The organism is Sneathiella marina (assembly GCF_023746535.1).
GTDB lineage: Bacteria > Pseudomonadota > Alphaproteobacteria > Sneathiellales > Sneathiellaceae > Sneathiella > Sneathiella marina.
In genome coordinates, this window is the sequence record NZ_CP098747.1 from 1,936,781 (window position 1) to 1,962,067 (window position 25,287).

At 53.4% G+C, this 25,287-nt stretch carries 21 protein-coding genes; 11 read left to right on the forward strand and 10 right to left on the reverse strand.

Translation table 11 applies throughout. The annotated features are described in order from the left end of the window. Position 1: 1 nt before the first annotated feature. Positions 2-1,783, forward strand: a complete 1,782-nt coding sequence (locus NBZ79_RS09210; RefSeq protein WP_251937783.1) for a TRAP transporter permease — start codon at positions 2-4, stop codon at positions 1,781-1,783. A 13-nt stretch (positions 1,784-1,796) separates the two neighbouring features. Beyond that, the gene (locus tag NBZ79_RS09215; protein ID WP_251937786.1) at positions 1,797-3,986 is read left to right on the forward strand and encodes a reductive dehalogenase domain-containing protein; all 2,190 of its coding nucleotides are present in this window, start codon (positions 1,797-1,799) and stop codon (positions 3,984-3,986) included. Positions 3,987-3,989: 3 nt separating this feature from the next. On the opposite strand, the gene NBZ79_RS09220 is transcribed toward NBZ79_RS09215, so the two are convergent. The 3 genes from NBZ79_RS09220 to NBZ79_RS09230 all read right to left on the reverse strand — a co-directional run bounded on the left by NBZ79_RS09220 (position 3,990) and on the right by NBZ79_RS09230 (position 7,157). After that, positions 3,990-5,564: a sulfatase-like hydrolase/transferase gene (locus NBZ79_RS09220; protein WP_251937789.1), complete on the reverse strand. Its 1,575-nt coding sequence runs from the start codon at positions 5,562-5,564 to the stop codon at positions 3,990-3,992. A gap of 49 nt (positions 5,565-5,613) precedes the next feature. Beyond that, positions 5,614-6,639 carry a TAXI family TRAP transporter solute-binding subunit gene (locus tag NBZ79_RS09225; RefSeq protein WP_251937790.1) on the reverse strand — a complete coding sequence of 342 codons (1,026 nt, stop codon included), beginning with the start codon at positions 6,637-6,639 and terminating at the stop codon, positions 5,614-5,616. A 137-nt stretch (positions 6,640-6,776) separates the two neighbouring features. Continuing rightward, positions 6,777-7,157 (reverse strand): DUF427 domain-containing protein, encoded by a 381-nt coding sequence (locus NBZ79_RS09230; protein ID WP_251937793.1) that lies wholly within the window; start codon positions 7,155-7,157, stop codon positions 6,777-6,779. Positions 7,158-7,276: 119 nt separating this feature from the next. On the opposite strand from NBZ79_RS09230, the gene NBZ79_RS09235 reads away from it, so the two are divergent. Next, positions 7,277-8,755, forward strand: coding sequence for a M81 family metallopeptidase (locus tag NBZ79_RS09235; protein ID WP_251937795.1), 1,479 nt, complete (start codon positions 7,277-7,279; stop codon positions 8,753-8,755). Here NBZ79_RS09235 and NBZ79_RS09240 read toward each other — a convergent pair whose 3' ends face one another. The 3 genes from NBZ79_RS09240 to NBZ79_RS09250 are packed head-to-tail and all read right to left on the reverse strand — an operon-like array spanning position 8,756 to position 11,247. After that, on the reverse strand, positions 8,756-9,352 hold the full coding sequence (locus tag NBZ79_RS09240; RefSeq protein ID WP_251937798.1) for an HD domain-containing protein: 597 nt from the start codon (positions 9,350-9,352) through the stop codon (positions 8,756-8,758). Between the two features lie 20 nt (positions 9,353-9,372). After that, on the reverse strand, positions 9,373-10,065 hold the full coding sequence (locus NBZ79_RS09245) for an RluA family pseudouridine synthase (protein ID WP_251937800.1): 693 nt from the start codon (positions 10,063-10,065) through the stop codon (positions 9,373-9,375). 36 nt (positions 10,066-10,101) lie between these two features. Further along, positions 10,102-11,247, reverse strand: coding sequence for an acyl-CoA dehydrogenase family protein (locus tag NBZ79_RS09250; RefSeq protein ID WP_251937803.1), 1,146 nt, complete (start codon positions 11,245-11,247; stop codon positions 10,102-10,104). Between the two features lie 396 nt (positions 11,248-11,643). Between NBZ79_RS09250 and NBZ79_RS09255 the strand changes: the two genes are divergently transcribed. From NBZ79_RS09255 to NBZ79_RS09285, 7 genes are all read left to right on the forward strand, one after another. After that, positions 11,644-13,320, forward strand: a complete 1,677-nt coding sequence (locus NBZ79_RS09255) for an ABC transporter substrate-binding protein (protein ID WP_251937806.1) — start codon at positions 11,644-11,646, stop codon at positions 13,318-13,320. Positions 13,321-13,402: 82 nt separating this feature from the next. Then, a complete protein-coding gene (locus tag NBZ79_RS09260; protein ID WP_251937809.1) occupies positions 13,403-14,335 on the forward strand; it encodes an ABC transporter permease in 933 nt (310 codons plus the stop codon). An 11-nt stretch (positions 14,336-14,346) separates the two neighbouring features. Further along, positions 14,347-15,231: an ABC transporter permease gene (locus NBZ79_RS09265; protein WP_251937811.1), complete on the forward strand. Its 885-nt coding sequence runs from the start codon at positions 14,347-14,349 to the stop codon at positions 15,229-15,231. A gap of 10 nt (positions 15,232-15,241) precedes the next feature. Then, positions 15,242-17,329 carry a dipeptide ABC transporter ATP-binding protein gene (locus NBZ79_RS09270; protein ID WP_251937814.1) on the forward strand — a complete coding sequence of 696 codons (2,088 nt, stop codon included), beginning with the start codon at positions 15,242-15,244 and terminating at the stop codon, positions 17,327-17,329. A 160-nt stretch (positions 17,330-17,489) separates the two neighbouring features. After that, positions 17,490-17,897 (forward strand): YybH family protein, encoded by a 408-nt coding sequence (locus NBZ79_RS09275; RefSeq protein ID WP_251937817.1) that lies wholly within the window; start codon positions 17,490-17,492, stop codon positions 17,895-17,897. Positions 17,898-17,945: 48 nt separating this feature from the next. Beyond that, positions 17,946-18,857 carry an SMP-30/gluconolactonase/LRE family protein gene (locus NBZ79_RS09280; RefSeq protein ID WP_251937819.1) on the forward strand — a complete coding sequence of 304 codons (912 nt, stop codon included), beginning with the start codon at positions 17,946-17,948 and terminating at the stop codon, positions 18,855-18,857. A gap of 10 nt (positions 18,858-18,867) precedes the next feature. Continuing rightward, the gene (locus NBZ79_RS09285; protein WP_251937821.1) at positions 18,868-19,632 is read left to right on the forward strand and encodes a nuclear transport factor 2 family protein; all 765 of its coding nucleotides are present in this window, start codon (positions 18,868-18,870) and stop codon (positions 19,630-19,632) included. A gap of 100 nt (positions 19,633-19,732) precedes the next feature. Here the strand turns inward: NBZ79_RS09285 and NBZ79_RS09290 are convergent, their stop codons facing one another. The 4 genes from NBZ79_RS09290 to NBZ79_RS09305 form a co-directional block, all read right to left on the reverse strand. Then, a complete protein-coding gene (locus tag NBZ79_RS09290) occupies positions 19,733-21,118 on the reverse strand; it encodes a hypothetical protein (RefSeq protein WP_251937824.1) in 1,386 nt (461 codons plus the stop codon). Between the two features lie 142 nt (positions 21,119-21,260). Further along, the gene (locus NBZ79_RS09295; protein WP_251937827.1) at positions 21,261-22,010 is read right to left on the reverse strand and encodes a sulfite exporter TauE/SafE family protein; all 750 of its coding nucleotides are present in this window, start codon (positions 22,008-22,010) and stop codon (positions 21,261-21,263) included. 117 nt (positions 22,011-22,127) lie between these two features. Further along, positions 22,128-22,595, reverse strand: coding sequence for an acyl-CoA thioesterase (locus tag NBZ79_RS09300; RefSeq protein ID WP_251937829.1), 468 nt, complete (start codon positions 22,593-22,595; stop codon positions 22,128-22,130). Then, positions 22,592-23,029, reverse strand: coding sequence for a helix-turn-helix domain-containing protein (locus tag NBZ79_RS09305; protein ID WP_251937831.1), 438 nt, complete (start codon positions 23,027-23,029; stop codon positions 22,592-22,594). The genes NBZ79_RS09300 and NBZ79_RS09305 overlap by 4 nt, the downstream gene beginning before the upstream one ends. 377 nt (positions 23,030-23,406) lie before the next feature. On the opposite strand from NBZ79_RS09305, the gene NBZ79_RS09310 reads away from it, so the two are divergent. Then, the gene (locus NBZ79_RS09310) at positions 23,407-24,945 is read left to right on the forward strand and encodes a Rab5-interacting family protein (protein WP_251937834.1); all 1,539 of its coding nucleotides are present in this window, start codon (positions 23,407-23,409) and stop codon (positions 24,943-24,945) included. Positions 24,946-25,287: the final 342 nt, after the last annotated feature.

Sequence of the window (25,287 nt, forward strand, 5' to 3'; positions counted from 1 at the left end):
CATGACGGACAGCTCGCCGCAACACAGATTGCTCTGGAGCGCACTTGGCGGCCTGTCCATCCTCTTTCATATTGGGCTGGTTTTCAGTGGCCTTGTTCCCAGTCTGGTATCAAGGCCGCTGCATATGGCACTGGCCTTGCCCTGGGCTTTTGTTTTTATGGCAAAGACGACCGCGCAGAAACTTGTCGGGTTTTTCCTCAGTACATTAGGTATTCTGGGATGCTTCTGGATTGTCGCCAATGAATCCATGTTGGGAGATCAATATGGATCGCTGGAGGGGAACTTTCAGCTTATCCTGTCCATCTTTCTGGTTTTACTTGTTCTTGAAATGGCCCGTCGCTCCATCAGCTGGCCGTTGCCGCTGGTCGCGTTGCTGGCTCTTTGTTACGGTTTATGGGGGCAGTATCTTCCGGGGGAATTTGGCCATCCGGGACTGCCAATCCAGAGCTTCCTGGGTACCATGACAATCGCGGAAGGCGGGTTATGGGGGAAACTGACAGCCGTTTCCGTCGGGATTGTTGCTGTTTTCGTTATTATGGGCGCTGTGCTGAATGCCGGGGAGGCGGGGCAGGGATTTATGAACGTGGCCACCGCCGCCGCCGGGAGATTGAAAGGCGGTGCCGCAAAGGTTTCGGTACTGTCTTCGGCCTTATTCGGATCCATCTCAGGATCAGCATCGGCAAATGTGGCCTCAACCGGGGCTATTACCCTGCCGGCAATGACGCGGCTTGGATATCCGAAGCGACTGGCGGGTGCTGTGGAAGCCGTGGCATCCTCAGGCGGCCAGATCATGCCGCCCTTGATGGGCGCCGGAGCCTTTGTCATGGTGGAACTGACCGGTGTGCCCTATACCGGGATCATGGCGGCGGCGATCCTGCCGGCGATCCTGTATTTCATAGCCGTTTGGGTGGGGATCAATGCCTTTGCCCGGCGGTATGAGTTAAAAGGTGTCGCCGCGGAGGATCAGCCGCCCCTTAAAACCGTTATCATCACATCCGCTTTCTTTGCCGTTCCTTTCTTTGTTCTTTTGGAAAGGATGTTTGTGGGGGATTATACGCCGCAATATGCAGCATGTGTCGCCATCCTGGCCGCTGCCGTCCTTTTGTTATTTGATGGCCGCTTGACCTTATCCGTTAAACGGACTTTCAAGCGTCTGGAAACCGTGTGTCTTACGGCCGGTAAACAGATTTCCCTCATTGCGTCGATTATTCTCTGCGCCAGCCTTGTCATTAGTGTTCTTGGTCAGACGGGCCTTGGCATAAAAATCACGTCCCTTATTCTGAGCGGATCGGGGGACCAGCTATGGCCGGCGCTACTACTGACCGCGCTGGCCTGTCTCATACTGGGAATGGAGGTTCCAACCACGGCAGCTTATGTCATCTGTGTTTCCGTCGCGGGTCCGGCCTTACAGGCGCAAGGACTTGATCCACTTATCACCCATTTATTCGTGTTCTGGTTTGCCTTGCTCTCGACCATAACACCCCCTGTATGCGGGGCGGTTTTCATCGCCGCCGGGATGGTCCAGGAAAATTGGCTGAAAGTGGCCGTGTTTGCTATGTTGCTAGGGGTTGGACTGTATCTTGTCCCCTTGGCGATGATTGCTAATCCTTCCCTTATAGAGCTAGCAGATAACCCAATTGGCGCGTTGACCGCTTTCTTGAAAATCGCCATTGGTCTTGCCGCCATCTCCTTTGGCATGATTGCGCCCTTTGCCTTATTGCCACGGGTTGCCCTTGTCGCCTTTGGCGGAGTAGTCTTGTTTACCTTTGGCGTTGTATTTTAGCGAAGAGATTTTCATGTTTTTGTTTCCGCGCTCAAAAAACCGTCCCTTTCATTTCGGCCCGTTTCCCTTGGAAACGCTGAAACGGAACAGCATGGTTTACGGGCAGGAAGCGAAACGCCCGGCTGTGCTTCTGTCTGGCCCGGATGAGGAGCAAACCGGGTTAGGCGGCGTATCTTCAGCCTATCAACGTCTTTTCAGTCAGTTCAAGGAAGGAACCGCCGCCCCGAAAACCGCGCCGCTTCCAATGGATTTGGGACCAAGGGCGGCTGATTTGAAGGGCGCAGCCTATTTCCTTGATGCCAGCATGGCCGGAATTTGCGAAATACCGGCAAGTGCCTGGACACATCCTCCGGAAGGTGCCGCGCATCAGCATGCGCTCGTGATTTTGCTGGAGCATGCCCGCCTGCCGGAACAATCAAATCTGGCTTTTTCATGGATCGGTAAATCAGCGGCCAGCCTGCATCATTTGCGGATTACAGAGATTGCCGCGAGTATTGCCGGACATGTCCGAAATATGGGCTTTGATGCCCGCGTTCATGTGGCCGGAGATCCGGGGATCGATATTGAAAAACTCAGTGTCCTCGCCGGACTGACCGTACGGACAGGTGATGTGGTTTCTGCCCCATTTATTGGGCGGGATTTTTCGCTGGCGGTTATCAGCATGAATTATGCAGTGGCGGTCGATACTCCCTTGCATGCGTCCTCACTGAAAGCCAACGATCTTCAATACTGGTGGGGAAAAAATGGCGCGCAGTCGGGGCGGGAACGGCGACGGCGGAACAAACGGGCCAGTCATTTGAGCCGCTATCCCATGGAAACCGTAAAGCGGGTTGATCGACCGACGACCCTTATACTGGATGATGAGGTCCCGCGGGTGCCGAAACGTGCCGAGTTCTTTCAACGGGCTCTGTTTGGTGACTTGGGCGCGAAAGCCCAGAAGGAAAGGGGACGCTTCGCGTTTAAGACACCACTCTCCGTCAGCCTTCTGGATCTTATCCGGGCGCTTGTGCCCCGGCAGGATGGCCCGGTTGCCTCTAACAAAGCTGTAGATGTCGGTAATCCGGCGGAAAATACAAAGGCCATAAAATCCCTGTCTTATTATCTCGGGGCCGACTTGACCGGAATATGCGAAATCCCGAATTACGCCTGGTATTCACATCGGGCCGATGGCAGTGAGATTACTCCCGTTCATAAATATGCAATCGTCATGCTGATCGATCAGGGATATGAGACCATGGAAGGGGCGAGCGGCGACGACTGGATGTCTGGGGCGCAGTCCATGCGGGGATATTTGCGCGGCGCCGAAATAGCCGGTTTGATGGGGCAAATGTTGCGGAAAAAAGGAATATCCTCCCGCGCCCAAACCAACGCCGACAGCGAGGTTCTCCAAATTCCCCTGATTTTATGGGCGGGATTGGGGGAGTTGAGCCGGATTGGTGAACTTGTGCTCAATCCGTTTGTTGGCCCCCGGTTCAAATCCGTTGTCCTGACCACCGATTTGCCGCTGATCGCCGATAAACCTATCGATTTCGGTTTGCAGACCTTCTGCGGCAGCTGCATGAAATGCGCGCGCGAATGTCCATGTGATGCCATTCCTTTCGGCGACAAGGTGATGTTCAACGGCTATGAAATCTGGAAGCCCGATGTGGAGCGTTGCACCCGGTATCGGGTGACAAACCCCAAGGGGTCGGCCTGCGGCCGCTGCATGAAAACCTGCCCGATAAACAAGGTGGTTGACGCCGACGGGGCATATCTGACCCGGGTTGCCAGCTGGATGGGCATTAACGCCATGGCGCTTAAACCGTTAATGGTTCCAATTGCCACCTGGCTTGATGACAAGCTTGGGAATGGCATGAGAAATCCGGTTAAGAAATGGTGGTTTGATCATGAAATCATTGACGGAATTTCTGTTGATCCACCGAAAGGAACGAACCAGCGGGATATTGACCCGGACCGGCAAGTTGATGCCGCCAAGCAGAAAATGGCCTATTATCCGGCGAACGTCATGCCGGCGCCGGATCAGCAAGATCTCAAACCAATTGACCGCAAGGCGGCTGTAAAGGCGGGACAGCTGCTGGAACGCCCGTCAGAGGCTTTATTGCGCCACCAGTCGGGCGGCGCCCCGCCGCGGCATTATCAGGCGACAAAACCCAGTGGGGATGATACGGGGGTAAGTGAGGCGCTTGATAGCCCGTATAAATAATCCTTACCAGACGCCGAAATAAATTCCTCGTTCTTTCGCGTTATCCGTTCGGTTTTCAATCTCTTCATGGGTGATTGTCGTGCGCCGCCGTCGATCCCGAAGCCATATTGTCAGGCGCTCCGACATTTCCCGTCGGATTTCCTGGTGAGAGTTACTTTCACCAAGATCCATCAATTCATTAGGATCTTCTTCTAAATCAAAGAGTTGCGGTTTAAAGTGGTCATGGGAGATGAACTTCCAGCGATCTGTGCGCACCATATAGGCGCGGGTTTGATCGGGTTTGAGATCCAGGGACAATCTTGCGCCGCGCCAGGCGTAATCCGCCTCACTGAAAACCGCATCCCGCCAGTCCGTTGTCCCGGCGTTATGGAGAAGGGGACGCAAGGAGCGGCCCTCAAGGATATGAGATTGGCTGTCTCCGCCCAGGGCATCGATAAAAGTTGGAATAAGATCAATGGCTTCAACCAGCTCATTGACATGCTGGCCCCGGGTGGCATCCGCATTTTCGTCAGGATCATAGAGGATCATTGGAATGGCCAGGCTTTCTTCATGAAACATTTCTTTCTCACCCAGCCAGTGATCCCCAAGATAATCGCCATGATCACTGGTCAGCACGATCATCGTATCCTCCAGGCGTCCTTGTTCCTGGAGAAAAGACATAAGCCGGCCAATGTGATCATCAATTTCGCTGATCAATCCCATATAAGCGGGAATAACATGCCGCCGTTTTGCCTCATCTGAAAAATTCCGGCTCTCCTCATGCTCCATAAAGGCGGCGATTACCGGATGTGGCGCCTCTTTTTCCGTATCGTCCCTGTTGGGCGGGAGAATGTCAGTACTGTCGTACATATTATGGTAGGGCGCCGGTACAATATAGGGCCAATGGGGCTTGATATAGCTCAAATGCAGGCACCAGGGCGTTTCACCAAGTTCAGATATCCTGGCCATGGCCCGGTCGGTCATATACGCGGTCTCCGAATGGGCCTTGTCGACCCGGGCCGGAAGATGCGCGTTGCGCAACAACCAGCCACTGACAACGTTACCCGTCTCATCAACACCGGAATTGGCGTAACTATGCCAGGGGTTGTCGCCGTCATAGCCTTGCGCTCTAAGATATTGATTATACGGAAGATTGGGATCTGTGCCGGCATCGGGATGCAGTCCGTCATCCCGTTCCCAGGGCTCAAATCCGCATTGGCTGGCGAGAATACCGTCATCGCCCTGTGGATCAACACCTAACCGTTTCATCCCCTGCCGGTCCGCCGTCATATGGGTTTTTCCGATAAGCCCTGTGGTCACGCCCAGCCGGCGCATATAGTCGCCGAGGGTTTGTTCCCCGATATTGAGCGGGACACCGTTATAGGTAGAGCCGTGGGACTGCATGTACCGGCCGGTGTAAAAGGACATGCGGGACGGGCCGCATACGGGGGCCTGACAAAAGGCGCGGTCAAATATAACACCCTTGCGGGCCAACGCGTCCATATGCGGTGTTTTCTGGGTGGGATGACCGGTGCAACCGAGATAATCGGCCCGCAATTGGTCACACATAATAAAAAGGATATTTTTGGGTTTACCCATGTTGATGTCTCACTGAAATCTGCTACTGATCCCAAGGATCGCAGATTTATCAGTCGGTCGCTACTAGATTCCCCGGAATAATCATGCCGCGTTCCTCATAATATTGCTGGGCGCCCGGATGCAGGGGCATATTCATCTCCACCAAAGCCGTATCAATACGGATGACGTTCATCCAGGATGCTAGTGCTTCGGATTTATCGAGATTCTCCCAGAACGCCTTGGTCATGGCATATACATGTTCCTTGGGAATATCCTTGTGAGTGGCGATTCCGGCCCAGGACCCGATTGACTGAACTGGGTCCTTGTTGAGAACATTTTTACCGTAAACGCGGGTATCGATTGCCTCCAGGGTTCGGCCGGGCAGGCGCAGCTGCTCAACAATCCGCGGGGCCTTGTAATCTGTATCCTGAAGCCCGAAAAACCGTATTTGATCATCTCGGGCGATGGAGTTGATTATCGGGTCCGGGGTATTGTTCAACCGGACGTAAATGTCAAATTCCCGTTTTTCAAAGGCCTCGGCCGCTTCCCCCCAGTTCAAATCGACCAGTTGGAAATCCTCATTTGCCTTGAGCCCGGACATTCCCTCGATCAGCGCGGTGGCAATTGCCTTGGAGCCGCCCGACGGGGGTCCGGCGAATATCTTCTTTCCCTTGATATCTTTCATGGACCGGATGCCGGAATCCAGATAGGCAAAAATGCTGTAAACGCCAATGGGGAAATTTAACACACTGCGCAGGTTTTCTGCGAGCAGCGAGGCCTCTTCAACATTCTGGTACATATTCATGCTTTCCCGCATGAAATGGTGAATGGTGGCGGAAGACAGGAAAAAATCCGTTGTGCCTCTGGCGGCGTCAAGGGCGTGGCGGGTTGCAACGCCGCCTGATGTCACTTCAATCAGGGTTTCCGGAACATATTGATTGGTAATTTCCGCAAAACTCGACAATACAGTGTTTGACGGCGTTCCCGGCGCCAACACGGACATTTTGAACGTATTTTCAGAAGCTGAAACGACGCCGGTTAGCGCTAAAAAAGCGGCAAGGGCGGTGGATGTTATGAACATTGCCCAGTTTTTCATTTCATTCTCCCTCAGTGCCCGGGCATAGCCGTCGATCATCAATTGCAAAATGTCACGGAAATGTGCCGAAATTGGGGCTGATTTTCCTGTTTGATGTGGATATCCAATATTTCGTCAATGGATACCCACAAAACAGGCTACGCCAGTATGGGGGCGTCCAGACGATCGGAGTAAAAGGCAACATAATCCTTGATGTCGAGCATTTCGTCGAAGGGATCTTCATAGGACCAGGCAATATTTTTCTCATTGCCAAAGCTCCAGTAGCTGGCGGTGCCTTTAAAGGGGCAAAAAGTCTCCTTGTCGGATGGCGAGACAGTGTCGCGTTCGATGTCATCCAGAGGGAAATAAACCACGGGCATATGGTTCGATTCCTTTAAAATGATGGCCCGGTTACTTTTTGCGATCACGCGTCCTTGTAAGGTGGCAACGCATTCCTGACCGGCTTTTTCCAGGACAATGGCATAATCGGGAAATTTGACAAATCCGGGTGCTGCGTTTGTGCTTGTTGTAACGTCCATTGGCATTCCCTCCTGTTGCGGCAATTTTCTTGTATTCAGTATGGGCTGTGTTATTCATATTACAAGAGTGGATTTTAAGCTGCAAATCAACTATCGATAAAAAGAAGAAGACCTTTCACATGAAATTGTTCACCGCTGCCCTGGGAACTGAAACCCATACCTTTGCCCCGTTACCGACAGATACCGCCGCTTTTGAGGAATGCTATCTGGTGCGCGGCGGTAATCACCCCGATGATATCCATATGATTGGCGTGCCGCTGGTTATCTGGCGCGATCATGCAAAAGCCCGTGGATGGGAAGTGGTGGAAAGCCTCTGCACCTTTGCAACACCGTCCGGAATTACGGTTCGTAAAACATTCGAGACCTTCCGCGATGAAATTCTGGCGGACTTGAAGGTGGCCCTTCCGGTTGACGGGGTCATCCTGTCCTTGCATGGCGCCATGGTGGCCCATGGCTATGATGATTGTGAAGGGGATTTGGTGCATGGGGTGCGGGAGCTCGTCGGGCCGGGGGTTCCCATCGGCGTCGAGCTGGACCTGCATTGCCATTTAAGCCGGCAATTTATCGACGATGTAACGGCTGTGGTTATCTACAAGGAATATCCCCATATCGATGCCGCGCCGCGGGCTGAAGAACTCTGGAAGATCATGGAGGCGACTTTGGACGGCAAGGCATCGCCCGTCATCACGATGTTCGACTGCCGGATGATCGGTGTTTATCACACAACCCGCGAACCCATGATCAGTTATGTGAAGAAAATGCAGGAGATGGAGGAACGGGACGGCGTGCTGTCCGTGTCACTGGCCCATGGATTCCCCTGGGGTGATATTCCGGAAGAAGGCACGCGGTTGATGGTCGTAACCGACGGCGATGAGACTCTCGGTCGCAAGGTCGCCGAGGATCTGGGGCGCGAGTTCTGGTCCTTGCGGGACGTCGTGACACCTGTTTTCGATGATCTGGACACAGCCGTGGGGAAATCCCTGTCGCATTCGGGCAAACCCATGGTGCTGGCCGATATGGCAGATAATCCGGGGGGCGGCGCTGTTGGCGATTCCACCTTTATCGTCAAGGAATTGCTTGATAAGGGGGAGCGGAACTTCGCTGTCGGGTCGATCTGGGACCCGATCTCCGTTGAAATCGCCATCAGCGCAGGTGAAGGAACCGGAATCGGCCTTCGGATTGGCGGCAAGATCAGCGCGGAATCCGGCGATCCGCTGGATGTAAAAGCCACGGTCAAAAAGATTGTCCGCAACTGCGTGGTTGACGGGCTGGGCGCATCGAAGCGCAATCTGGGAGATGCGGTATGTCTGGACGTGGAGGGGGCGGAAATCATTATCCATTCTGCCCGCTGCCAGAATTTCAATCCAACCACCTTTACGGCTCTGGGTATTGACTATGCGTCCAAGAAAATACTCGTGGTCAAATCCATGCAGCATTTCTACGCGGCGTATGAGCCGGTTGCCGGAGAGATTATTTATGTGGCGGCACCGGGCACACTCGCCTGGGATTTCAGTGTGATGCCGTATGACAAGGTGGCGCGGCCGGTCTGGCCCGTTGATGAGGATCCCTGGGCAACCAACGAGGAGCGTCCCTGGTAATCAGGGGCGCAAGCCGCGAACCTGTCCCGTGCAAAGGATGTCATCGTCATAGGCGGGGCGGGAGAAGACGCCCTCAACCATATCAGCGAAAAAGCTGAGGGGCTTGCTGTCATATTCCGGATCGAAAGAGTTCTGGTCCCAACGCTCGCAGAAATCAACACATGTCTGGTAAAACGGGTTGTCTCTATATTTTTCCCGCTCATTCGGGTCCCAGTCATAATGGTGAGCATAATAGACCATCTGGAAGGCGCCGTGATGCTCAACCACCCAGGTAACTTCATCGCGCACAAACGGGCGGAGAACTTCCGCCGCAAACCGGTCATGGTTCTGCGGGGCCAGGCCATCGCCGATATCATGCAATAGGGTGGCGACGACCCAATCTACGCCTGCACCGTCGTCATAGGCGCGGGTTGCGGATTGCAGGGCATGCTCCAGCCGCGAGATTTTGTAACCCGGAATGGTTTCATCGCCTTGCGCCGACAATTCTCTCAGCAACCGACCCGCGGTTCCCTCGAAATGCTCCATCTCGAACTCTCGCAACAACTGATAGTCATCGCGTGTGCCGTCTTTCATCTGGGTAAAGGAAACTGTTTTCATGGCAAGGCTCCCGTTGCTTGTTAGGGTGCAGATATTGGGCTGAGTGTGTCGTGGCTTGCGGGCCCCGTCAAGTCACCCGGCGACAGAAATTCGCTCGGCTCCGCCGTCCTTGGATGATCAAAGGTGAGCAATTGAGCATGCAGCTGCAATCGCCGGGCCCGGCCCCGGCTTTTCAGGGAACCGTAGAGCCTGTCCCCCAAGACAGGATGCCCTATTGCCTCACAATGCACCCGCAATTGATGGGTGCGTCCGGATTCAGGTGTAAGCTTTAACAAGGTTGCACCAGCGCGGTGCTCCAGAACCTGCCAACGGGTGAGGGAAGGCTTGCCATTTTCGCGGTCAATTTTCTGTTTGGGCCGGTTGGGCCAATCGGCCAGGAGCGGCAGGTCAATTTTGCCGCTGTCCTCGGCTATGGATCCCTCAACCCAGGCCAGATAGGTCTTGCCAATCCGGCGCTGTTCAAATTGCTGGCTCAAGTGGCGATGGCTGGTCGGGTTTAACGCCAGTACCATAATGCCGGACGTATCCATGTCCAGCCGGTGCACCAACAGGGCGCCGGGGACCGTAAGCCGGCAACGTGACAGGGCGCAATCCTGTTTATCTTCGCCGCGCCCCGGAGCAGACAACAAGCCGCTTGGCTTGTCGATGACAACGAGATCCGCGTCCTGATACAGGATTTGTACTGGGTCGGATGGGGGACGATAGGTAAACATCGCCCCTCATACCAGAAAACGGGATTTTGTACCGCTTTAATCTTGCAGTATATCGCGGCTGATAATTTGTTTCATGATTTCACTTGTCCCGCCGGCGATACGGGCCATGCGGTTATCGGCCCAGGCGCGGGCAATGGGATATTCCCACATATACCCATAGCCGCCGAATAACTGCAGGCAGTCATCCAGCACCTGACACATCATTTCCGTTGATTGCATCTTGGCCATGGCCGCGTCGACAGCGGTCAGCTCCCCTTTCAGATGCTGCTCGATACATTTATCCACATAGACCCGCAGCATAACGGCCTGGCTTTTGACCTCCGCCAGCTTGAACTGGGTGTTCTGGAAATCGGAAATGGATTTGCCGAAGGCCTTGCGTTCCTTGGTATATTCCAAAGTCCAGTCAAGCGCGGTTTCGACGATGGTGGCGGATCGCACTGCGATCACCAGCCGTTCTTGTGGCAATTGCTGCATCAGCTGTTTGAAACCGCGCCCCTCAACACCGAGCAGGTTGCTTTTCGGCACTCGCACATCGTTGAAGAACAACTCCGAAGTATCCTGCGCCTTATAGCCGATTTTATCCAGATTGCGACCCCGGGTAAAACCGGCGCGGTCGCCTTCGACCAGAACAAGCGACACCCCTTTGCCGCCGGCGGCGGGGTCTGTTTTACAGGCAAGGACCACCAGATCGGCCATCTGTCCGTTGCTGATGAAGACTTTCTGGCCATTGATGACATAGTCATCCCCGTCGGCAATGGCCGTGGTCCGAATATTCTGTAAATCCGATCCGGCACCGGGCTCTGACATGGCAACCGCAGATATCACCGACCCGTTGACCAGGCCGGGAAGCCATTTCTTCTTCTGCTCTTCCGTACCATAGGCGGTGAGGTAGGGGGCAACGATTTCAGAATGTAAATGGAAGGCGGGCCCGGTGGACCCGACACGCGCCAATTCTTCTGTGAAGATCGCGCCGAAGGTAAAGTCTGCCCCGACGCCGCCATATTCCTCAGGGACGGAGCAACACAGAAAACCGCCTTCACCGGCTTCCGCCCAGATCTCGCGGCTAACTTGTCCGGCTTTCTCCCATTCGGCGTGGAAGGGAGCAATGCGTTCCTCGACAAAGCGGCGGGCCGACGCGCGAAAAAGAGTATGTTCTTCTGAAAAAAGGCTACGTTCTATCATAATTCCATCTTGTTCTTATTCGTTTCATAGAGGGGTGTATTTATAATTCATTTATGATTGAATGTAAATTCAAAGCAGAAGGTCGACGAGATTAATTCTTTCGGGCTGTGAGGATAGATCAATAAATCCTGAAATTTGCTTCAGTAAAATTCGATTCTTACGGGTTAAACTGGTGCTATAATGCTCGGTGTCGGGTGAATTCATGCTAAATGCGACATTAGGGATTTGTAATAAGAATGTATTCGGCGGCTTTTGAGCGCATGAGAATAAAAAATGTCGCAATATGAACAAAAGGGCCCTAGGTTAAGTGTGAGACTACATTCGGGAAAAGAAGCCGGAAATTCGGCTCGAAAAAATTGTATTAATAAATATATTTCTTAACAGGGAGAAATCTAGATGACAGTCACGAAAATGGATCATGAAGCGCAAGGGCGCGTGCATCCAAAAATCAAGGACGTAACAGAACAGTATCGCAGCGGTAAAATGGACCGTCGCGAATTTTTGCGGACATCAACATTGCTCGGGCTATCTGCCGCCGCCGCATATAGTGTGGTGGGCATGGCTGATCCGACGATCGAAGCCGCTGCCGCAACTCCAAAAAAGGGCGGCATTTTGAAATGCTCCATGGTGGTACAGGAAATGGCGGATCCCGCCACATACTCATGGGTTGAAAAATCTAACGTTGGCCGTCAGATTTGTGAGTTCATGACAATCACCGGACCGGATAACGTGACCCGTCCGTATCTCGCGGAAAGCTGGACAGCGTCGGATGATCTTAAAACCTGGACATTCAAGCTCCGCAAAGGCGTCAAATGGCATAATGGCGATGAATTTAACGCCGATGACATCGTCTTCAACGTGACACGCTGGTTGGATCCGGCTGTCGGTTCGTCCAATATCGGCCTGTTTGCCTCCATGGTAACAACGACCGGTGAAGGCGACGCCGCCAAGAAGTCCATGACACCGGGCGCCATCGAGAAGGTGGACAGCCATACGGTTCGCTTTAATCTGAATAATCCGGTCCTTTCCATCCCGGAAAACCTTTATAACTACCCGACAATGATTGTCCATCGTGGCTTTAAAGGCGATCTGTCCAAAGATCCAAATGGCACAGGTCCGTTTACGCTGAAAGAATTTGCCGTCGGTGAAAAAGCGATCCTGCGCCGCGTTGATCAGCCTTATTGGGGTGGTGAAGTCTATCTTGACGGTATCGACTATTACGACCACGGTGCCGCCTCCGCTGCACAGCTGGCAGCGGTTGCTTCCGGTCAGGTTGATATGAACTATGAGTTTGATATTGCATCGCTCGGCATGGCGGAATCCATTCCCGGCATGACCGTTTATAATGTCCGCACGGCACAAACCGGCGTGATGCGTTTCCGTACCGACAAGAAACCGTTTGATGATATTCGGGTCAGAAAGGCGATCCAGCTTTGCTGTAAAGCCGATCAATATAATGAGCTGGTTTATGGCGGTCGCGGTGATGTGGGTGAACATCATCATGTCTCGCCCATCCATCCGGAATATTATGGCTTGAACCGCATGGAGCCGGATGTTGAAAAGGCCAAGCTTCTTCTGGCAGAAGCCGGGCATGCAGATGGGCTGACCATCACCATTGATCTGGGGAATACCAATGGTCCCTGGCAACAGCAGATGTGCGAAATCCTGAAAGAGCAGGTAGCGCCAGCCGGCATTAACCTGGAACTGAATCTGATGCCCGCTTCCAAATACTGGGAAACCTGGCAAACGGCTCCGTTCGGCTTTACAGCCTGGACCCATCGGCCGCTTGGCACAATGGTTCTAAGTCTGGCCTATCGTTCGGGTGTTCCGTGGAACGAAACCGCCTATGACAACAAGGATTTTGAGGCGGCTCTTGATAAAGCTGAATCCCTGGTGGATGCGGAAGAACGCAAAGCCGCCATGAAACCTGTCGAGGAAATGCTTCAGAATGATGCCATTATGGTGCAACCAATGTGGCAGCCGAAATTCTTCCTGGCAACGTCCAAGATAATGGATTTGCAAGCGCATCCAACCCAGTATCACCAGTTCTATAAAGTCTGGCTCGATAGTTAAAGACTAAACGAAAACAAGGGCGATTAATTCGCCCTTGTTTTTTTTCAAGCGCTTTAACCTATGCCCCGGGGGGGATCTATCCATGCTGATACTGGCGTTCCGTCGATTTATTTCAATGGCCCTGATAATGGTCATTATCTCATTTACACTTTTCGCAATTTTCGAAAGCGACAAGCTGGCAGTGGCCGGTAAGGTGCTGGGACCGTATTCAAATACGGAACAACGGGAATTGTGGCTGGAAAATAATGGCTATAACGAGCCGTTTGTTGAACGCTATTTTATCTGGGTCGGCAATGCCATGGTAGGTGACTTTGGCCAGTCCATCCAGTTCAAGGTACCGGTTTCGGAAATTCTCTGGCCGCGGCTCGGCAATACAGCCATTCTCGCCGGTCTTTATATGCTCTTCATGATACCGCTCTCGCTGACCCTCGGGGTGATAGCCGGTATGAAGGAGGGATCGTTACAGGACCGGGTTGTCTCGGTGGGGTCGGTGCTGACAACGTCAGTGCCGGAATTTGCCTCAGCGACCTTCTTTACAGCCGTTTTCGTCTTTTCCCTCGGCTGGCTACCGGGAACGTCCGCCATGACCGACGGTTTCAGCTGGGCGGAAATATTCCTGCCGGTCCTGGTGCTGGTGATGTATGGGTTTGGCTATACAGCCCGCATGACGCGGGCCTCCATGGCCGAAGTCATGACATCCCATTATATCCGCACGGCGGTGTTGAAAGGCATACCCTATCGACGGGTGATCATGAAGCATGCTTTACGCAACGCACTGATTGCCCCGTTTACGGTGATCATCCTGCAGCTCAACTGGCTGCTCTCCGGTGTGATCGTGGTGGAAGTGTTCTTTGCCTATAAAGGGTTCGGCAAGCTGTTGCTGGATGGCGCCTTGTTTGGCGACATCTATGTCATTGAAGCCTGTACGTTAGTTGCGGTGTTTGTCGCCGTGTTCTCTCAATTCATCTCGGATATCGGCTATACGCTGCTTAATCCGCGGATCCGGTTTACATAAGGGGGAATGATATGACTGACACAAGCAATAATGCCGCAGCACCATCCTTCTCTGCCAAGATGTTCAAATCCATCGGCCTGTTGAAGGAAAGCCCCATTGCCATTTTCGGCTTGTCGCTGATTTTGTTCTGGGTAATTCTGGCCATCCTGGCGCCGGTCCTTCCGCTTTATGATCCGAATACCCCGCTGGAACCGTTCAAGTTCCCGCTCGATAGCTCTGCGAAAAATGACGGGCTTTACTGGCTCGGGACCGATCACAAGGGACGGGATATCCTGTCACGGGTGATTTTCGGGGCACAACAGGTTCTGGTCTGGGCGACAACGGCGACCGCCGTCGCCTATATCGTTGGCATGTTCATGGGCGTGGTTGCCGGTTATCTCGGCGGCTGGTGGGATGAAGCGATTTCCTTTATCTCCAATGTCCTGCTGTCCTTCCCGGTGATCGTTCTGTATATCATCATCATCACCTATCTGGGTGCCACAGGCTTTAACATCGTTCTGGCCGTGACCTTTGCCTCGGCGCCGGGGATCATGCGTATCGTGCGCGGGCTGGTGCTTGATTTACGAACGCGGGATTATATTTTCGCGGCCCAGACCCGCGGCGAAAGCGCCATGTATATCATGCTGGTGGAACTGCTGCCCAATGCGCGGGGACCGCTGATTGTCGATGCCTGCCTGCGGCTTGGCTATACGACCATTACCATTGCCATGCTCGGCTATCTTGGCCTTGGACTGCCGCCACCGGATCCGGACTGGGGTAAGATGATTGCGGAAACCCAGCCTCTGGGAAGTTTCGCCGGCCATATGGCGCTTGTTCCGGCGATTGCGATTTCGTCGCTGGTGCTGGGCTTTAACCTGCTGGCCGATGGCCTGCGTGAAATATCATTGAGAGATTAGGAGAATTGTGATGGAACAGACACCCATTCTGGAATGCCGCAATCTTTGTATCTCCTATGATACACGCGGCGGTGAAATCCCGGCGGTTATTGATTTCAACCTGACAGTCATGCCCGGGCAGGGCGTTGGTATTGTGGGGGAGAGTGGCTGCGGTAAATCTACCGTGGCCCTCGCCATCATGCAGTATCTGGGCTCCAACGGCTATATCAAGAGCGGAGAGATCTTCTTCCATGGCCGCGACATGCGGACCATGTCGGAAGAGGAACTGCGGGCACTCAGAGGCTCCAAGATCGCCATGATCTACCAGGAGCCCATGGCCTCCCTCAATCCATCCATGAAAATCGGCGACCAGCTGGCGGAAGTGCCGCTGTTCCATGAGGATGTGAGCCGCAACGAGGCCTTGAAACGGGCGCAGGATCTGCTTGAAGCGGTGAAGCTGCCCGATCCCCCGCGGATCATGGACAGCTATCCCCACCAGATTTCCGGCGGTCAGCAACAGCGTGTGGTCATTGCCATGGCGTTGTTGTCAAAACCGGATCTTCTGCTGTTGGACGAGCCAACAACCGCCCTCGATGTGACGGTGGAACGGGGCATTGTCGAGCTGGTGAAGGAAATCTCCGCCGAATTTGGCACGGCGATGATTTATATTTCCCATAACCTGGGGCTGATCCTCGATACCTGCGACCGGGTGACGGTGATGTATTCGGGCGAGGCGGTGGAAGATGGCACGGTCGAAGAAGTGTTCGACGAAATGCGCCATCCCTATACCACGGGCCTGTTTGCCTCGATCCCGCTGCCGGGAGCTGACAAGAACGAGCGGCCGCTTGTGCCGATTCCGGGCCAGTTACCGCTGCCCCATCAACGCCCGCAAGGCTGTTTCTTCGGGCCGCGCTGTGCGTTTTTCCGCGATGGGCCCTGTAATGGTGAAAAGGTCACCATGCGACCTGTCGAGGGAGAGGAACGGCATACGGTCCGCTGCGCCCGGTTTGAGGAGATTGACTGGGCGGAAGGGGATCATGAGGCCGTCACGGTGAAATCCGTGAAGTCCGGTAAAGTGGTGCTCGAAGTCAAGGAGATGAAAAAGCATTACGAGATTACCGATAGCTCCATCATGTCCCTGATCCGGCGAACCCCGCCGAAAACCGTGAAAGCCAACGAGAATATCAACTTCAATGCCCGTGAGGCGGAGACAGTGGCGATCGTGGGCGAAAGCGGCTGCGGTAAATCGACCTTCGCCAAGGTCCTGATGGGACTGGAAGAGGCGACGGAGGGGTCCGTTGTCCTCAATGGGGAGGATCTGGCCTATTTGCCGGTGCAAAAGCGTAAAGCCCGCACGGTCGGTCATCTGCAGATGGTTTTCCAGAACCCGTTTGATACCCTGAACCCGTCCCATTCCGTTGGCAGCCAGATTGCCCGGGTGATCCGCAAGTTCGATGTGGAAAGCGACCCGAAAAAGGTCCGCGACAAAGTCAATGACCTGCTCGACCTGGTCAAGCTGCCCCGCGATTTTGCCCATCGCCGGCCGCGTCAGTTGTCCGGTGGTCAGAAACAGCGGATCGGGATCGCCCGCGCCTTTGCCGGAAATCCGGCTGTGGTGGTGGCGGATGAGCCGGTCTCGGCGCTTGATGTGTCGGTGCAGGCCGCGGTGACCGGATTGCTCACGGAAATCCAGAATGACCTCAAATCCACCTTGCTGTTTATCAGCCATGACCTCAGTGTCGTGCGCTATCTCAGTGATCGGGTGGTGGTCATGTATCTGGGGCATATCGTCGAGCAGGGGACGACGGACGAGGTCTTCTCGCCGCCCTATCATCCGTACACGGAAGCCTTGCTATCGGCGGTTCCCATCGCCGATACCTCGGTGGAGCAAAAGCAGATTATCCTCAAAGGCGACATACCCTCGGCGGTCAACCCACCGCCGGGCTGTCCTTTCCAGACCCGCTGCCCGCGTAAAATCGGCAGCATTTGCGAGACCGATGACCCGCCGATCAAGGATATGGGCAATGGCCATATGATCGGCTGCCATCTGGACGCGGATGTCTTCGCCGCCATGGAACCGGTCATCGTCATCCATAACGAGGACGAAAAGGCCAGCTAGGCGGATTTCAGCTTACAGAAAACGGCGCTTCCAGGGGCGCCGTTTTTTTTGTGAAATATTGCGGTTGGAAATTCGTCTGTTTCGGCTTATTCTTCAATTAGTTATGCTACTTCTTAAAACCAGAGGGTGATCCACCCGTGACGTGAAAGGGACCTGCACCATGACCCCCGAGGAACAAGCCGTCCAGACTGCCAACGACAATTTCTATCAGGCGACCAATGACATGTTCAAAGGCGACCTGAGTTTAATGACGAAAGTCTGGTCGCATGAAGATGATGTGATCTATATGAGCCCGGACGGGAAATATCTGACAGGCTGGGATCAGGTGCTGGCCGATTGGCAGACGCAGGCCGATATGAAGCTGGGCGGGACGTTGCGCACGACCCAGTCACGGATCAATGTTGGCAAAGGCTATGCTTTTACCCATAGTGTAGAGGTCGGCGAGAACGAGGTTGACGGCAGCAAGGTCAAGGTGTCCATTCGCGCGACAAAGATCTTTCGCAAACAGAAGGATGGCTGGAAACTGATCAGCCTGCATACGGATTTACTGCCCTTTTTGCGAGATTGAGAACAGCGGCAGACCGTCTAATCTTTTCGCGAAATCAGGAACGCCATCATGATGACAGACAGATATGAAATCCGTGATAAACGATTCGCCCGCAGCATCAAGCTGGACGAACCCATCGATCAGCTCTGGACCGGCGGTCGCTGGACAGAGGGGCCAGTCTGGTCCGCCGCCTATCGCTCGCTGCTCTGGAGTGATATCCCCAATGACCGCCGTCTCCGCTGGGACGAGGTGACCGGCGCCGTCGGCGAATTTCAAAGCGGGCTCGGGTGCTATGTCAACGGCGCGACCCTGGATCTGGAAGGACGGATCATCGCCTGTGAGCAGGGCAGCCGGTCGGTTACCCGGCGCGAGCATGATGGATCGAGCACGACCCTGGTCAGCCATTATCAGGATAAGCGCCTTAACAGTCCCAATGATGTTGTGGTCAAATCCGATGGCAGTATCTGGTTCACCGATCCGGCCTATGGCATCGAAAGCGATTATGAAGGGTTTGAAGCGGCGGCGGAGCAAGACGGGGAGCATGTTTACCGGCTCGACCCCAAGGATGGCAGCTGCAGGCGTGTGGCCGATGATTTTACCTGCCCCAACGGCCTGGCCTTCTCGCTGGATGAAAGTCTGCTCTATATCGCCGATTCCGGCGGTGGGCGCTATCCCAGCGGCGAGCATCATATCCGTGTCTTCAAGGTGGGGGCCGATGGCAGCCTGTCCGGCGGCGAGGTTTTTGCCGAATGCGAGAACGGCTTCTTCGACGGGTTCCGACTGGATAATCAGGGGCGCATCTGGACCAGTGCCCGCGACGGCATCCATTGCTATCTCCCCGATGGTACACTGATCGGCAAGATTTTTATCCCCGAGGAAGTCTCCAATCTCTGCTTTGGCGGGGCGAAGCGCAACCGGATGTTTATCACCGCCTCGACCAGTGTCTATACGGTATTGCTGGCCTCCTCGGGACTGAAATAGGGAGGGCAGGATGACACTTGCGAAAAAAGACCAGATAAAGGCGCTGCTGAAAAGCATTGAAACCGGTGACCCGGAGCCCAGTGCTGTTGTTGATGAGGCGCGATATATCCAGCATAACCCGCAAACGCAAGAGGGAAGCGAAGGGCTGGCAGCCCTGTTCAAGCGGTTATCGAAAACCTCCCCGCGGGTGAATATTGTCCGGGCGTTCGAGGATGGCGAGTTTGTCTTTGCCCATACGGAATATGATTTCGCCAGCCGGAAAATCGGTTTTGAGGTCTTCCGCTTCGAGGCGGGCCGCGCTGTCGAGCATTGGGACAATATCCAGGAACGCCTCGGCCCCAACGCCGCCGGTCACAGCATGGTGGACGGCCCGACAGAAGCCACCGATCTCGATCTGACGGAGGTCAATCGCCAGCTGGTTCGATCCTTTGTAGAAACCGTGCTTGTGAAAAAACAGGTCAATCGTTTGACTGATTTCCTGGAGGCGGAGGAGTTCATCGATCATACTCCCCAGGGCGGTGAGGGCGCCGCCCATCTTCGATCCGCATTGGAAGCGGAGATTGATGGGAGCAAGGCCCTCGATTATCAGCGCATTCACCGGGTTCTGGCCGAGGGGAGTTTCGTCCTCAGCGTCTGTGAGGGACAAAAAGCCGGCCTGCATTCTGCGTTCTATGATCTGTTCCGGGTGGCGGGCGGCAAACTGGCGGAGCATTGGGACACCACCGAAAAAATCGCGCCGGTCAGCGAGTGGAAAAACCAGAACGGGAAATTTTAACGGCTGCCGTTCCCCGTCGATGCCTAAGACACCATCACCGCCGGCGATGGTGTCTTTTCAGGCCCGTCTCGTTTGACCGGCAAGAACGAGCAGACGGACGTTACTGGTTTTTCTTTGTTGTCGGGTCCGTTTCGATCAGTTCGTCGAGATCCCCATCCGGTTCGTCGCCTTTCTCATCGAGGTCGGGATCCTCGGGTGTCGCTATGACGATCCTCAGGTCCTCTTGGGATTCCGGCGCGGTCTCTTTATGGTCCGGAACATCCGTTAAGTCTGTCGTATCAAGGCGTATATCTGTCTGGCCTCGCCAATATCGCGTGACGATATCCAGGGAGCTTGTGCGGTTTCTCAGTCGCTCAAATAGTCCCGCATCCCCGGATTTCAGCTTCTGCTTCTCCGCTTCGGTCATGATTTCCTTCAGCAGCGGCCCATAGGTTTTCCAGCTTGCATAATCCATTTGCGGCAACATGAATTCAAGGATGACATTCAGGGCAAATGGATATAATTCCTCTTTTTTCCCCTCTACAGCTACCATTTCTCCATAGCCCAGGCCAATGGACTCAGCGATATCATTGACATGATGTGCGATCGAGAAAAGCACATCGAATGTCTTGCCGTCGATCACGTCTTTATGTCGCGCCAAGACCCCGTCCGTGAAGGTTTTCAGGGCTTTTACATTTTTATGGGATGGGTTTTTGATCTTCTTGTCGTAGTCGGTGAAAAAAACCAACGTCATCATGCCGCAGCCGAGGAGGAAGGGGAGAAAGAGGCCGGAGGTCATCAGGGCCATCTTGATGTTCTTTTCAATCACCGACTTGCCCAACCCGAAGACGAAGAACACCGCCATGCTCAAAGCAAAAAACACAATAAACACAATGACAAGGACCTGCGGGGTAACACCCGCCATTGACAGATAGGTGTTTTCCGGATTGCCGGACAAAAAACTGAGGGTTTGCGCCAAGCTGTACCGGGTGCGCCCCAGCCGGGCGCCAACACTTGTGTCGTTTAATATTCCCTTGCAGATTTTCGCCAGCGGGTATTTCCCGGTCATGCCCGGTCCGCGCAGGTTCTCATCAACCACGGACAGGCAGAAAGTCTTATATTGATTGCGGGACGGCTTATCCTTGAAGGTATCGGCTGCCAGGGCGGCAAAACCCAGATCTTCGGTTAAATTCGGATGAGTGGCATAATGATGAGATTTCCAAAGCTCTGCAATCGTGCTGTTCAAGGTCTTGATATTTTTCTCATCGATGGTGTTGTACAGCTTTTCGAAGAGACCTCTACCGATCGCCAATGACATATTGCTGTTGAGGGCACGCTTGTAGTTTTTTACGTTCCCCGCCCAATCCCGGAAGAAATCACCGGACAGTTTCACGGGCTGGTAGTCGGTACAGAGTTCGTTAAATATCTCCGTATAATGGAATAAAATAAAGTGATAAAGAAAAGGATACTGGTTTTTAAATTCACTAATGTCAATTGTACTTGGCATAGCTTTCTCCTGTGTGGATATCACTTAGCCGGACGTAGCAAATACTTTTTTGTGATAGTAAATAAATATAGAAATGGAAATTTTACTTGGGTAAATACATATGCGAGGGATTGGAGGAGGACGGGGCCGCGATGCCGGGGTGTCAGGCTATCAGCCGCCAGAAAAACACCGCACTCATGGAAAAGCCGACAAGCGCGACGATGCCGCGGATGACCGGGGCGGGCAGGGCGCGGGAAATGGGCGCTCCGGCATACCCGCCGAGGGTCGAGGCCACCATCATGATCGCCGCCTGATACCATTCGACCAGTCCGCCAAGGGCGAAGATGGCGACGGAAATGGCCGACAGCGCGAAGGAAAGGCCGTTTTTGAGCCCGTTCATCTGCAGAATATCCTTCAGCCCCCAGAGTGAAAACAGGGCCAGCAGGACAATCCCCAAACCGCCGTTGAAATAGCCGCCATAGATACTGACAAGAAACAGCCCCATCGCGCCAAACGGCGTCACATCCCGGCTTACTTTGGCCGCCAGGGCCCGTATTTTTGCGCCATACAGAAAGGCCAGGGTCGCACCCAGCAGCAAAAAGGGCACCACAGCGGAGAAGGCCTTGTCCGAGGAGATGATCAGCAGCAGCGACCCGACCAGCCCGCCGCCCAAGGTAATAACCGTCAGCCGGACAAGCTGTCTGCGGTCGAATTTCTTAAGCTCCCGACGAAATCCCACGGCACCGCCCAGATACCCCGGAAACACGGCAACGGCGCTTGTCGCATTGGCGACGACGGGCGGCAGGCCGGTAAAGACCAGAATGGGGAAGGTCAGAAAGGTGCCCCCGCCGGCAATGGTATTGAGGACACCAGCGCCAAAGGCCGCCAGTATAATAAGCAATATATCCAGCATGAAGGACGATAATTCTTTGGTTGTGGGCTGCGCACCGGTCTTGTAGCAGCCTTGCGCGCTAAACTAAACAGTTAATTACCGGCTGTCGGTCAGGCCGGGAAATCTGCAGCCCGTCTGTTAATGGTTTCGCACATATCCGCCTGTGCTATGTTCCTGCAGGGGGTCGGCTTCCAGGCTCGCCCGCACGGAAGCGGGAATAAGGATGGTTTTACGGTCAACAGGCGAAAAGAATACATTAACGCTTTCAGATGTGGCGACGCACTCCTCCCCAAGGAAACATCCATATCCCGTGGTGATGGATTTTGTCCCCAGCTTGACGACCCGTGTCCCCACATCCACCGTATTGGGGTAAAACATTTCCTTCACATAATCGATCACCACGCGGGCCAGGATAAAATCGATCCCGGCTTTCTCGTCAGGATGGAGCAACCCGCCCAGAAACATGGTGCGGGCCGCCTCGAAATACGCCGCATAGGCGACATTATTCACATGCTGCAGGGGATCCTGATCGGAGTAGCGAACCGTGACCGGGGTCCAGTGCCGGAAGCTGTCCCGGTTGGTTAAATCAACTGCATCACTCATCATATCACCTGTTCCAACTCGCTCATATCGATCTCATCTTGCAAGCGGCTGACGTCCCCTTGCAGCTCCAGGATCAAGGCGGCGCTTTGCTGATGCAAGGACAGCAGCCTCTCCATCTTGGTCGCCAGGGTCAGGGTTTCCGCACAGGGTGCGGCAGCGGAGATTTGCGCCGTCTCCTCTCCCGTCATCAGCCACATAACGGGAACCCCCAGCAGCCCGGACAAGGTGACAAACTTGTTGCCGCGAGGCTCGGACCGGTCGGTCTCCCAGTTTTTAAGGGTTTTCGCCATGACCCCCAGACGTGTGGCCAGCTGGCCGTGGCTAAGCCCGCGCGCCTCCCGGGCCAGGGCAATGCGCCCGCCCATGGTCGGATCTGAAATGCCCTTCCCAGGCGTATGGATGAACGGCGTGGTCGGGATAACGTCAGAAATTGACAAAATGAACTCTCCAATTTATCGGCACATAAAAGCCGACATCCCGCACCGGGAACGTGACGTCACCGGACCGCATTGATTTGGCTTGCATATTGGTTGTAGCGAATTGATAAGGCCTAGTTTCTATATCCCCAACCTTTCCCTGTCAAATTTTAAGGCCTAACGCATATTTCTGGTGGGCGGATTGCAGGGCGCCCAATAGGGTGCTGCGGGAAAAGGTTTTGCGGGATGATGTCCAAGGTAAAATCTCTGATTTTCAAAGTACAGATAACTATAAGCCAGAGAAAGCTAAATATATCACAGTAATTAATTTTATTCGTTGTTTAATTGTAAGAAAAATTTTAACAAAAGGATAAAATATGCCGCAAAGACGCTCAATAATGGAATCAATTATTGCAGAAGTCCTTGATCAATTAGGTATTAACTTGAATTATGAAACAATAGCAGACAGATTAGAAGTGGATAGTCGAATTCAATTACAGTCGAGTGATGTGCTTTCAGATGGCACAGTAAGCTCTGACGTCGCCAATAATTCCTTCGTGCAAACCATTCTGAGAACCTTTGTGTCTCGTCGGTTTGGAGATATTGCGCATGACGCGGTTATGCGAAATTTCAGGACCTTTATCCGTCGCCATATGAACGAGAATTACCACAATGTGCAAAACCCGATCGTCTCCTACGAAGCGTTGCCGGAGAACGAAAAGCAAATAATTGTTGAACGCTTTGTTACGGCTACTGCGAACAGTATTGTCCAGCAACTTAATGAAGCGCTGAGACAAAATGATCAAAATATTATATCTGCAATAATGCGGGAGTCGGGGGCAAGTCAAAATCAACCTCAGTTTCAATCGTATAACGAGGAGCATAATAGGTTGCTGATCGTCGCCATGCTTTCGCTGATTCTCGTCACGGTGGCTGGTATCACAGAGGTTCTTTCAAACAGACTTCACGGGTCCCAGGATAATTTCGGTGCGGATCCGATGCTATCTGACATTCTCGAGTGGGTGGACCCCTTTCGGGCCTGGACAATTCCGGCTGGTATACTGGGTCTGACAGGGTTTATTTTCTTTTTCATTGCCTCATATGCTATTGAAGTCTTGTTTCGACGAGAATTTGGAAGTCTTATACCGCGCCGTTTTATAACGAACGAGCTTAGTTTTAGTGGCTATGCAGCTTTCACTGACGGCACGCCGCGTATGATTACGTCGCCTCTGAGTTTTGACAGCATCCGGCATATTTTAAATCCCAGAGGCATTACGAATATTCTGAACGCCATGCCGAGTGCGTTTTCGCTGGAGCTTTTAAGAATATTGTTATCCTTTATTGGTGATGAGGCGGTTAGCAATCGAATATTATCTGTTGTCAGGTTTAACCCGGAGGCAAACGAGAATAATGACAAAAAGCGGTATACAATTACCCTGCCTTTACCCCCGAATATAAGAGATGTAGAGAGGGCAAGCCAGGCCGTAAATAGAGAATTAGCGGAGGAAGGCCAGGACCGACGTAGAGAATTAGCGATGGAAAGCCAGGCCTTAAATAGAGATATGGAGACGGTAAACGAGACCCTAGCTACTGTTCAATTTATGATTGATACGGCAGATCGATCAATCCAGGCCTGGGGAAATGTACAGGGCAAACAAGACGAGAATGACGAGGAAAAAGAGAAGGCGGTGCCGGAAACCAAGGCGGAACACAGGCTTGGCAGCAATATAGACGAGGCTCCGATGGGCAGGCAACTAACCCCGCAGGAAATGGCTGATCGCAGAGCCTTTGCACAAGCGAGTATGCGCGCAATGGAGAATGCCTTTAATCCAAACTACCAAAGAGACAAAAAATCCGATAAAGACACAGAATCCGATAAAGGCAAAAAGTCCGATAAAGATAAAGAACCCGATCAAGGCAAAAAGTCCGATCCTTAAGATCAGGGCCGGCTAAATTTTTCCGGTATGCTATGGGCCCTGCGCCCATAGCTTTTTCTGCGCATATTATGGTGCCGCGATCGTCCAATGTGGATTTGGCAAGCCCGGATGTGAGGTGCCCCCTTCAAATAAGGAAAATCCCGGTTTCGAAAATAATCTGGCGGGATTTTGCCCCGTCAGGGCGGTTCTGGTAATCTCCCCCCTGTCCGATTTCAGCGGGAAATGGGGACGGGCGCGATGGTGTCATTCTCTTTCAGGGCAGACACTTAAATCTGACATTCAGGTTTTTTGAAACCGGATCTCCATTAAGGCGCTTAATATTGACACTTCTGAACGCATCTG

Coding starts and splice junctions, on each gene's coding strand:
- NBZ79_RS09210 (WP_251937783.1), top strand. CDS start 2: ATGACGGACAGCTCGCCGCAACACAGATTGCTCTGGAGCGCACTTGGC.
- NBZ79_RS09215 (WP_251937786.1), top strand. CDS start 1,797: ATGTTTTTGTTTCCGCGCTCAAAAAACCGTCCCTTTCATTTCGGCCCG.
- NBZ79_RS09220 (WP_251937789.1), bottom strand. CDS start 5,564: ATGGGTAAACCCAAAAATATCCTTTTTATTATGTGTGACCAATTGCGG.
- NBZ79_RS09225 (WP_251937790.1), bottom strand. CDS start 6,639: ATGAAAAACTGGGCAATGTTCATAACATCCACCGCCCTTGCCGCTTTT.
- NBZ79_RS09230 (WP_251937793.1), bottom strand. CDS start 7,157: ATGGACGTTACAACAAGCACAAACGCAGCACCCGGATTTGTCAAATTT.
- NBZ79_RS09235 (WP_251937795.1), top strand. CDS start 7,277: ATGAAATTGTTCACCGCTGCCCTGGGAACTGAAACCCATACCTTTGCC.
- NBZ79_RS09240 (WP_251937798.1), bottom strand. CDS start 9,352: ATGAAAACAGTTTCCTTTACCCAGATGAAAGACGGCACACGCGATGAC.
- NBZ79_RS09245 (WP_251937800.1), bottom strand. CDS start 10,065: ATGTTTACCTATCGTCCCCCATCCGACCCAGTACAAATCCTGTATCAG.
- NBZ79_RS09250 (WP_251937803.1), bottom strand. CDS start 11,247: ATGATAGAACGTAGCCTTTTTTCAGAAGAACATACTCTTTTTCGCGCG.
- NBZ79_RS09255 (WP_251937806.1), top strand. CDS start 11,644: ATGACAGTCACGAAAATGGATCATGAAGCGCAAGGGCGCGTGCATCCA.
- NBZ79_RS09260 (WP_251937809.1), top strand. CDS start 13,403: ATGCTGATACTGGCGTTCCGTCGATTTATTTCAATGGCCCTGATAATG.
- NBZ79_RS09265 (WP_251937811.1), top strand. CDS start 14,347: ATGACTGACACAAGCAATAATGCCGCAGCACCATCCTTCTCTGCCAAG.
- NBZ79_RS09270 (WP_251937814.1), top strand. CDS start 15,242: ATGGAACAGACACCCATTCTGGAATGCCGCAATCTTTGTATCTCCTAT.
- NBZ79_RS09275 (WP_251937817.1), top strand. CDS start 17,490: ATGACCCCCGAGGAACAAGCCGTCCAGACTGCCAACGACAATTTCTAT.
- NBZ79_RS09280 (WP_251937819.1), top strand. CDS start 17,946: ATGATGACAGACAGATATGAAATCCGTGATAAACGATTCGCCCGCAGC.
- NBZ79_RS09285 (WP_251937821.1), top strand. CDS start 18,868: ATGACACTTGCGAAAAAAGACCAGATAAAGGCGCTGCTGAAAAGCATT.
- NBZ79_RS09290 (WP_251937824.1), bottom strand. CDS start 21,118: ATGCCAAGTACAATTGACATTAGTGAATTTAAAAACCAGTATCCTTTT.
- NBZ79_RS09295 (WP_251937827.1), bottom strand. CDS start 22,010: ATGCTGGATATATTGCTTATTATACTGGCGGCCTTTGGCGCTGGTGTC.
- NBZ79_RS09300 (WP_251937829.1), bottom strand. CDS start 22,595: ATGATGAGTGATGCAGTTGATTTAACCAACCGGGACAGCTTCCGGCAC.
- NBZ79_RS09310 (WP_251937834.1), top strand. CDS start 23,407: ATGGAATCAATTATTGCAGAAGTCCTTGATCAATTAGGTATTAACTTG.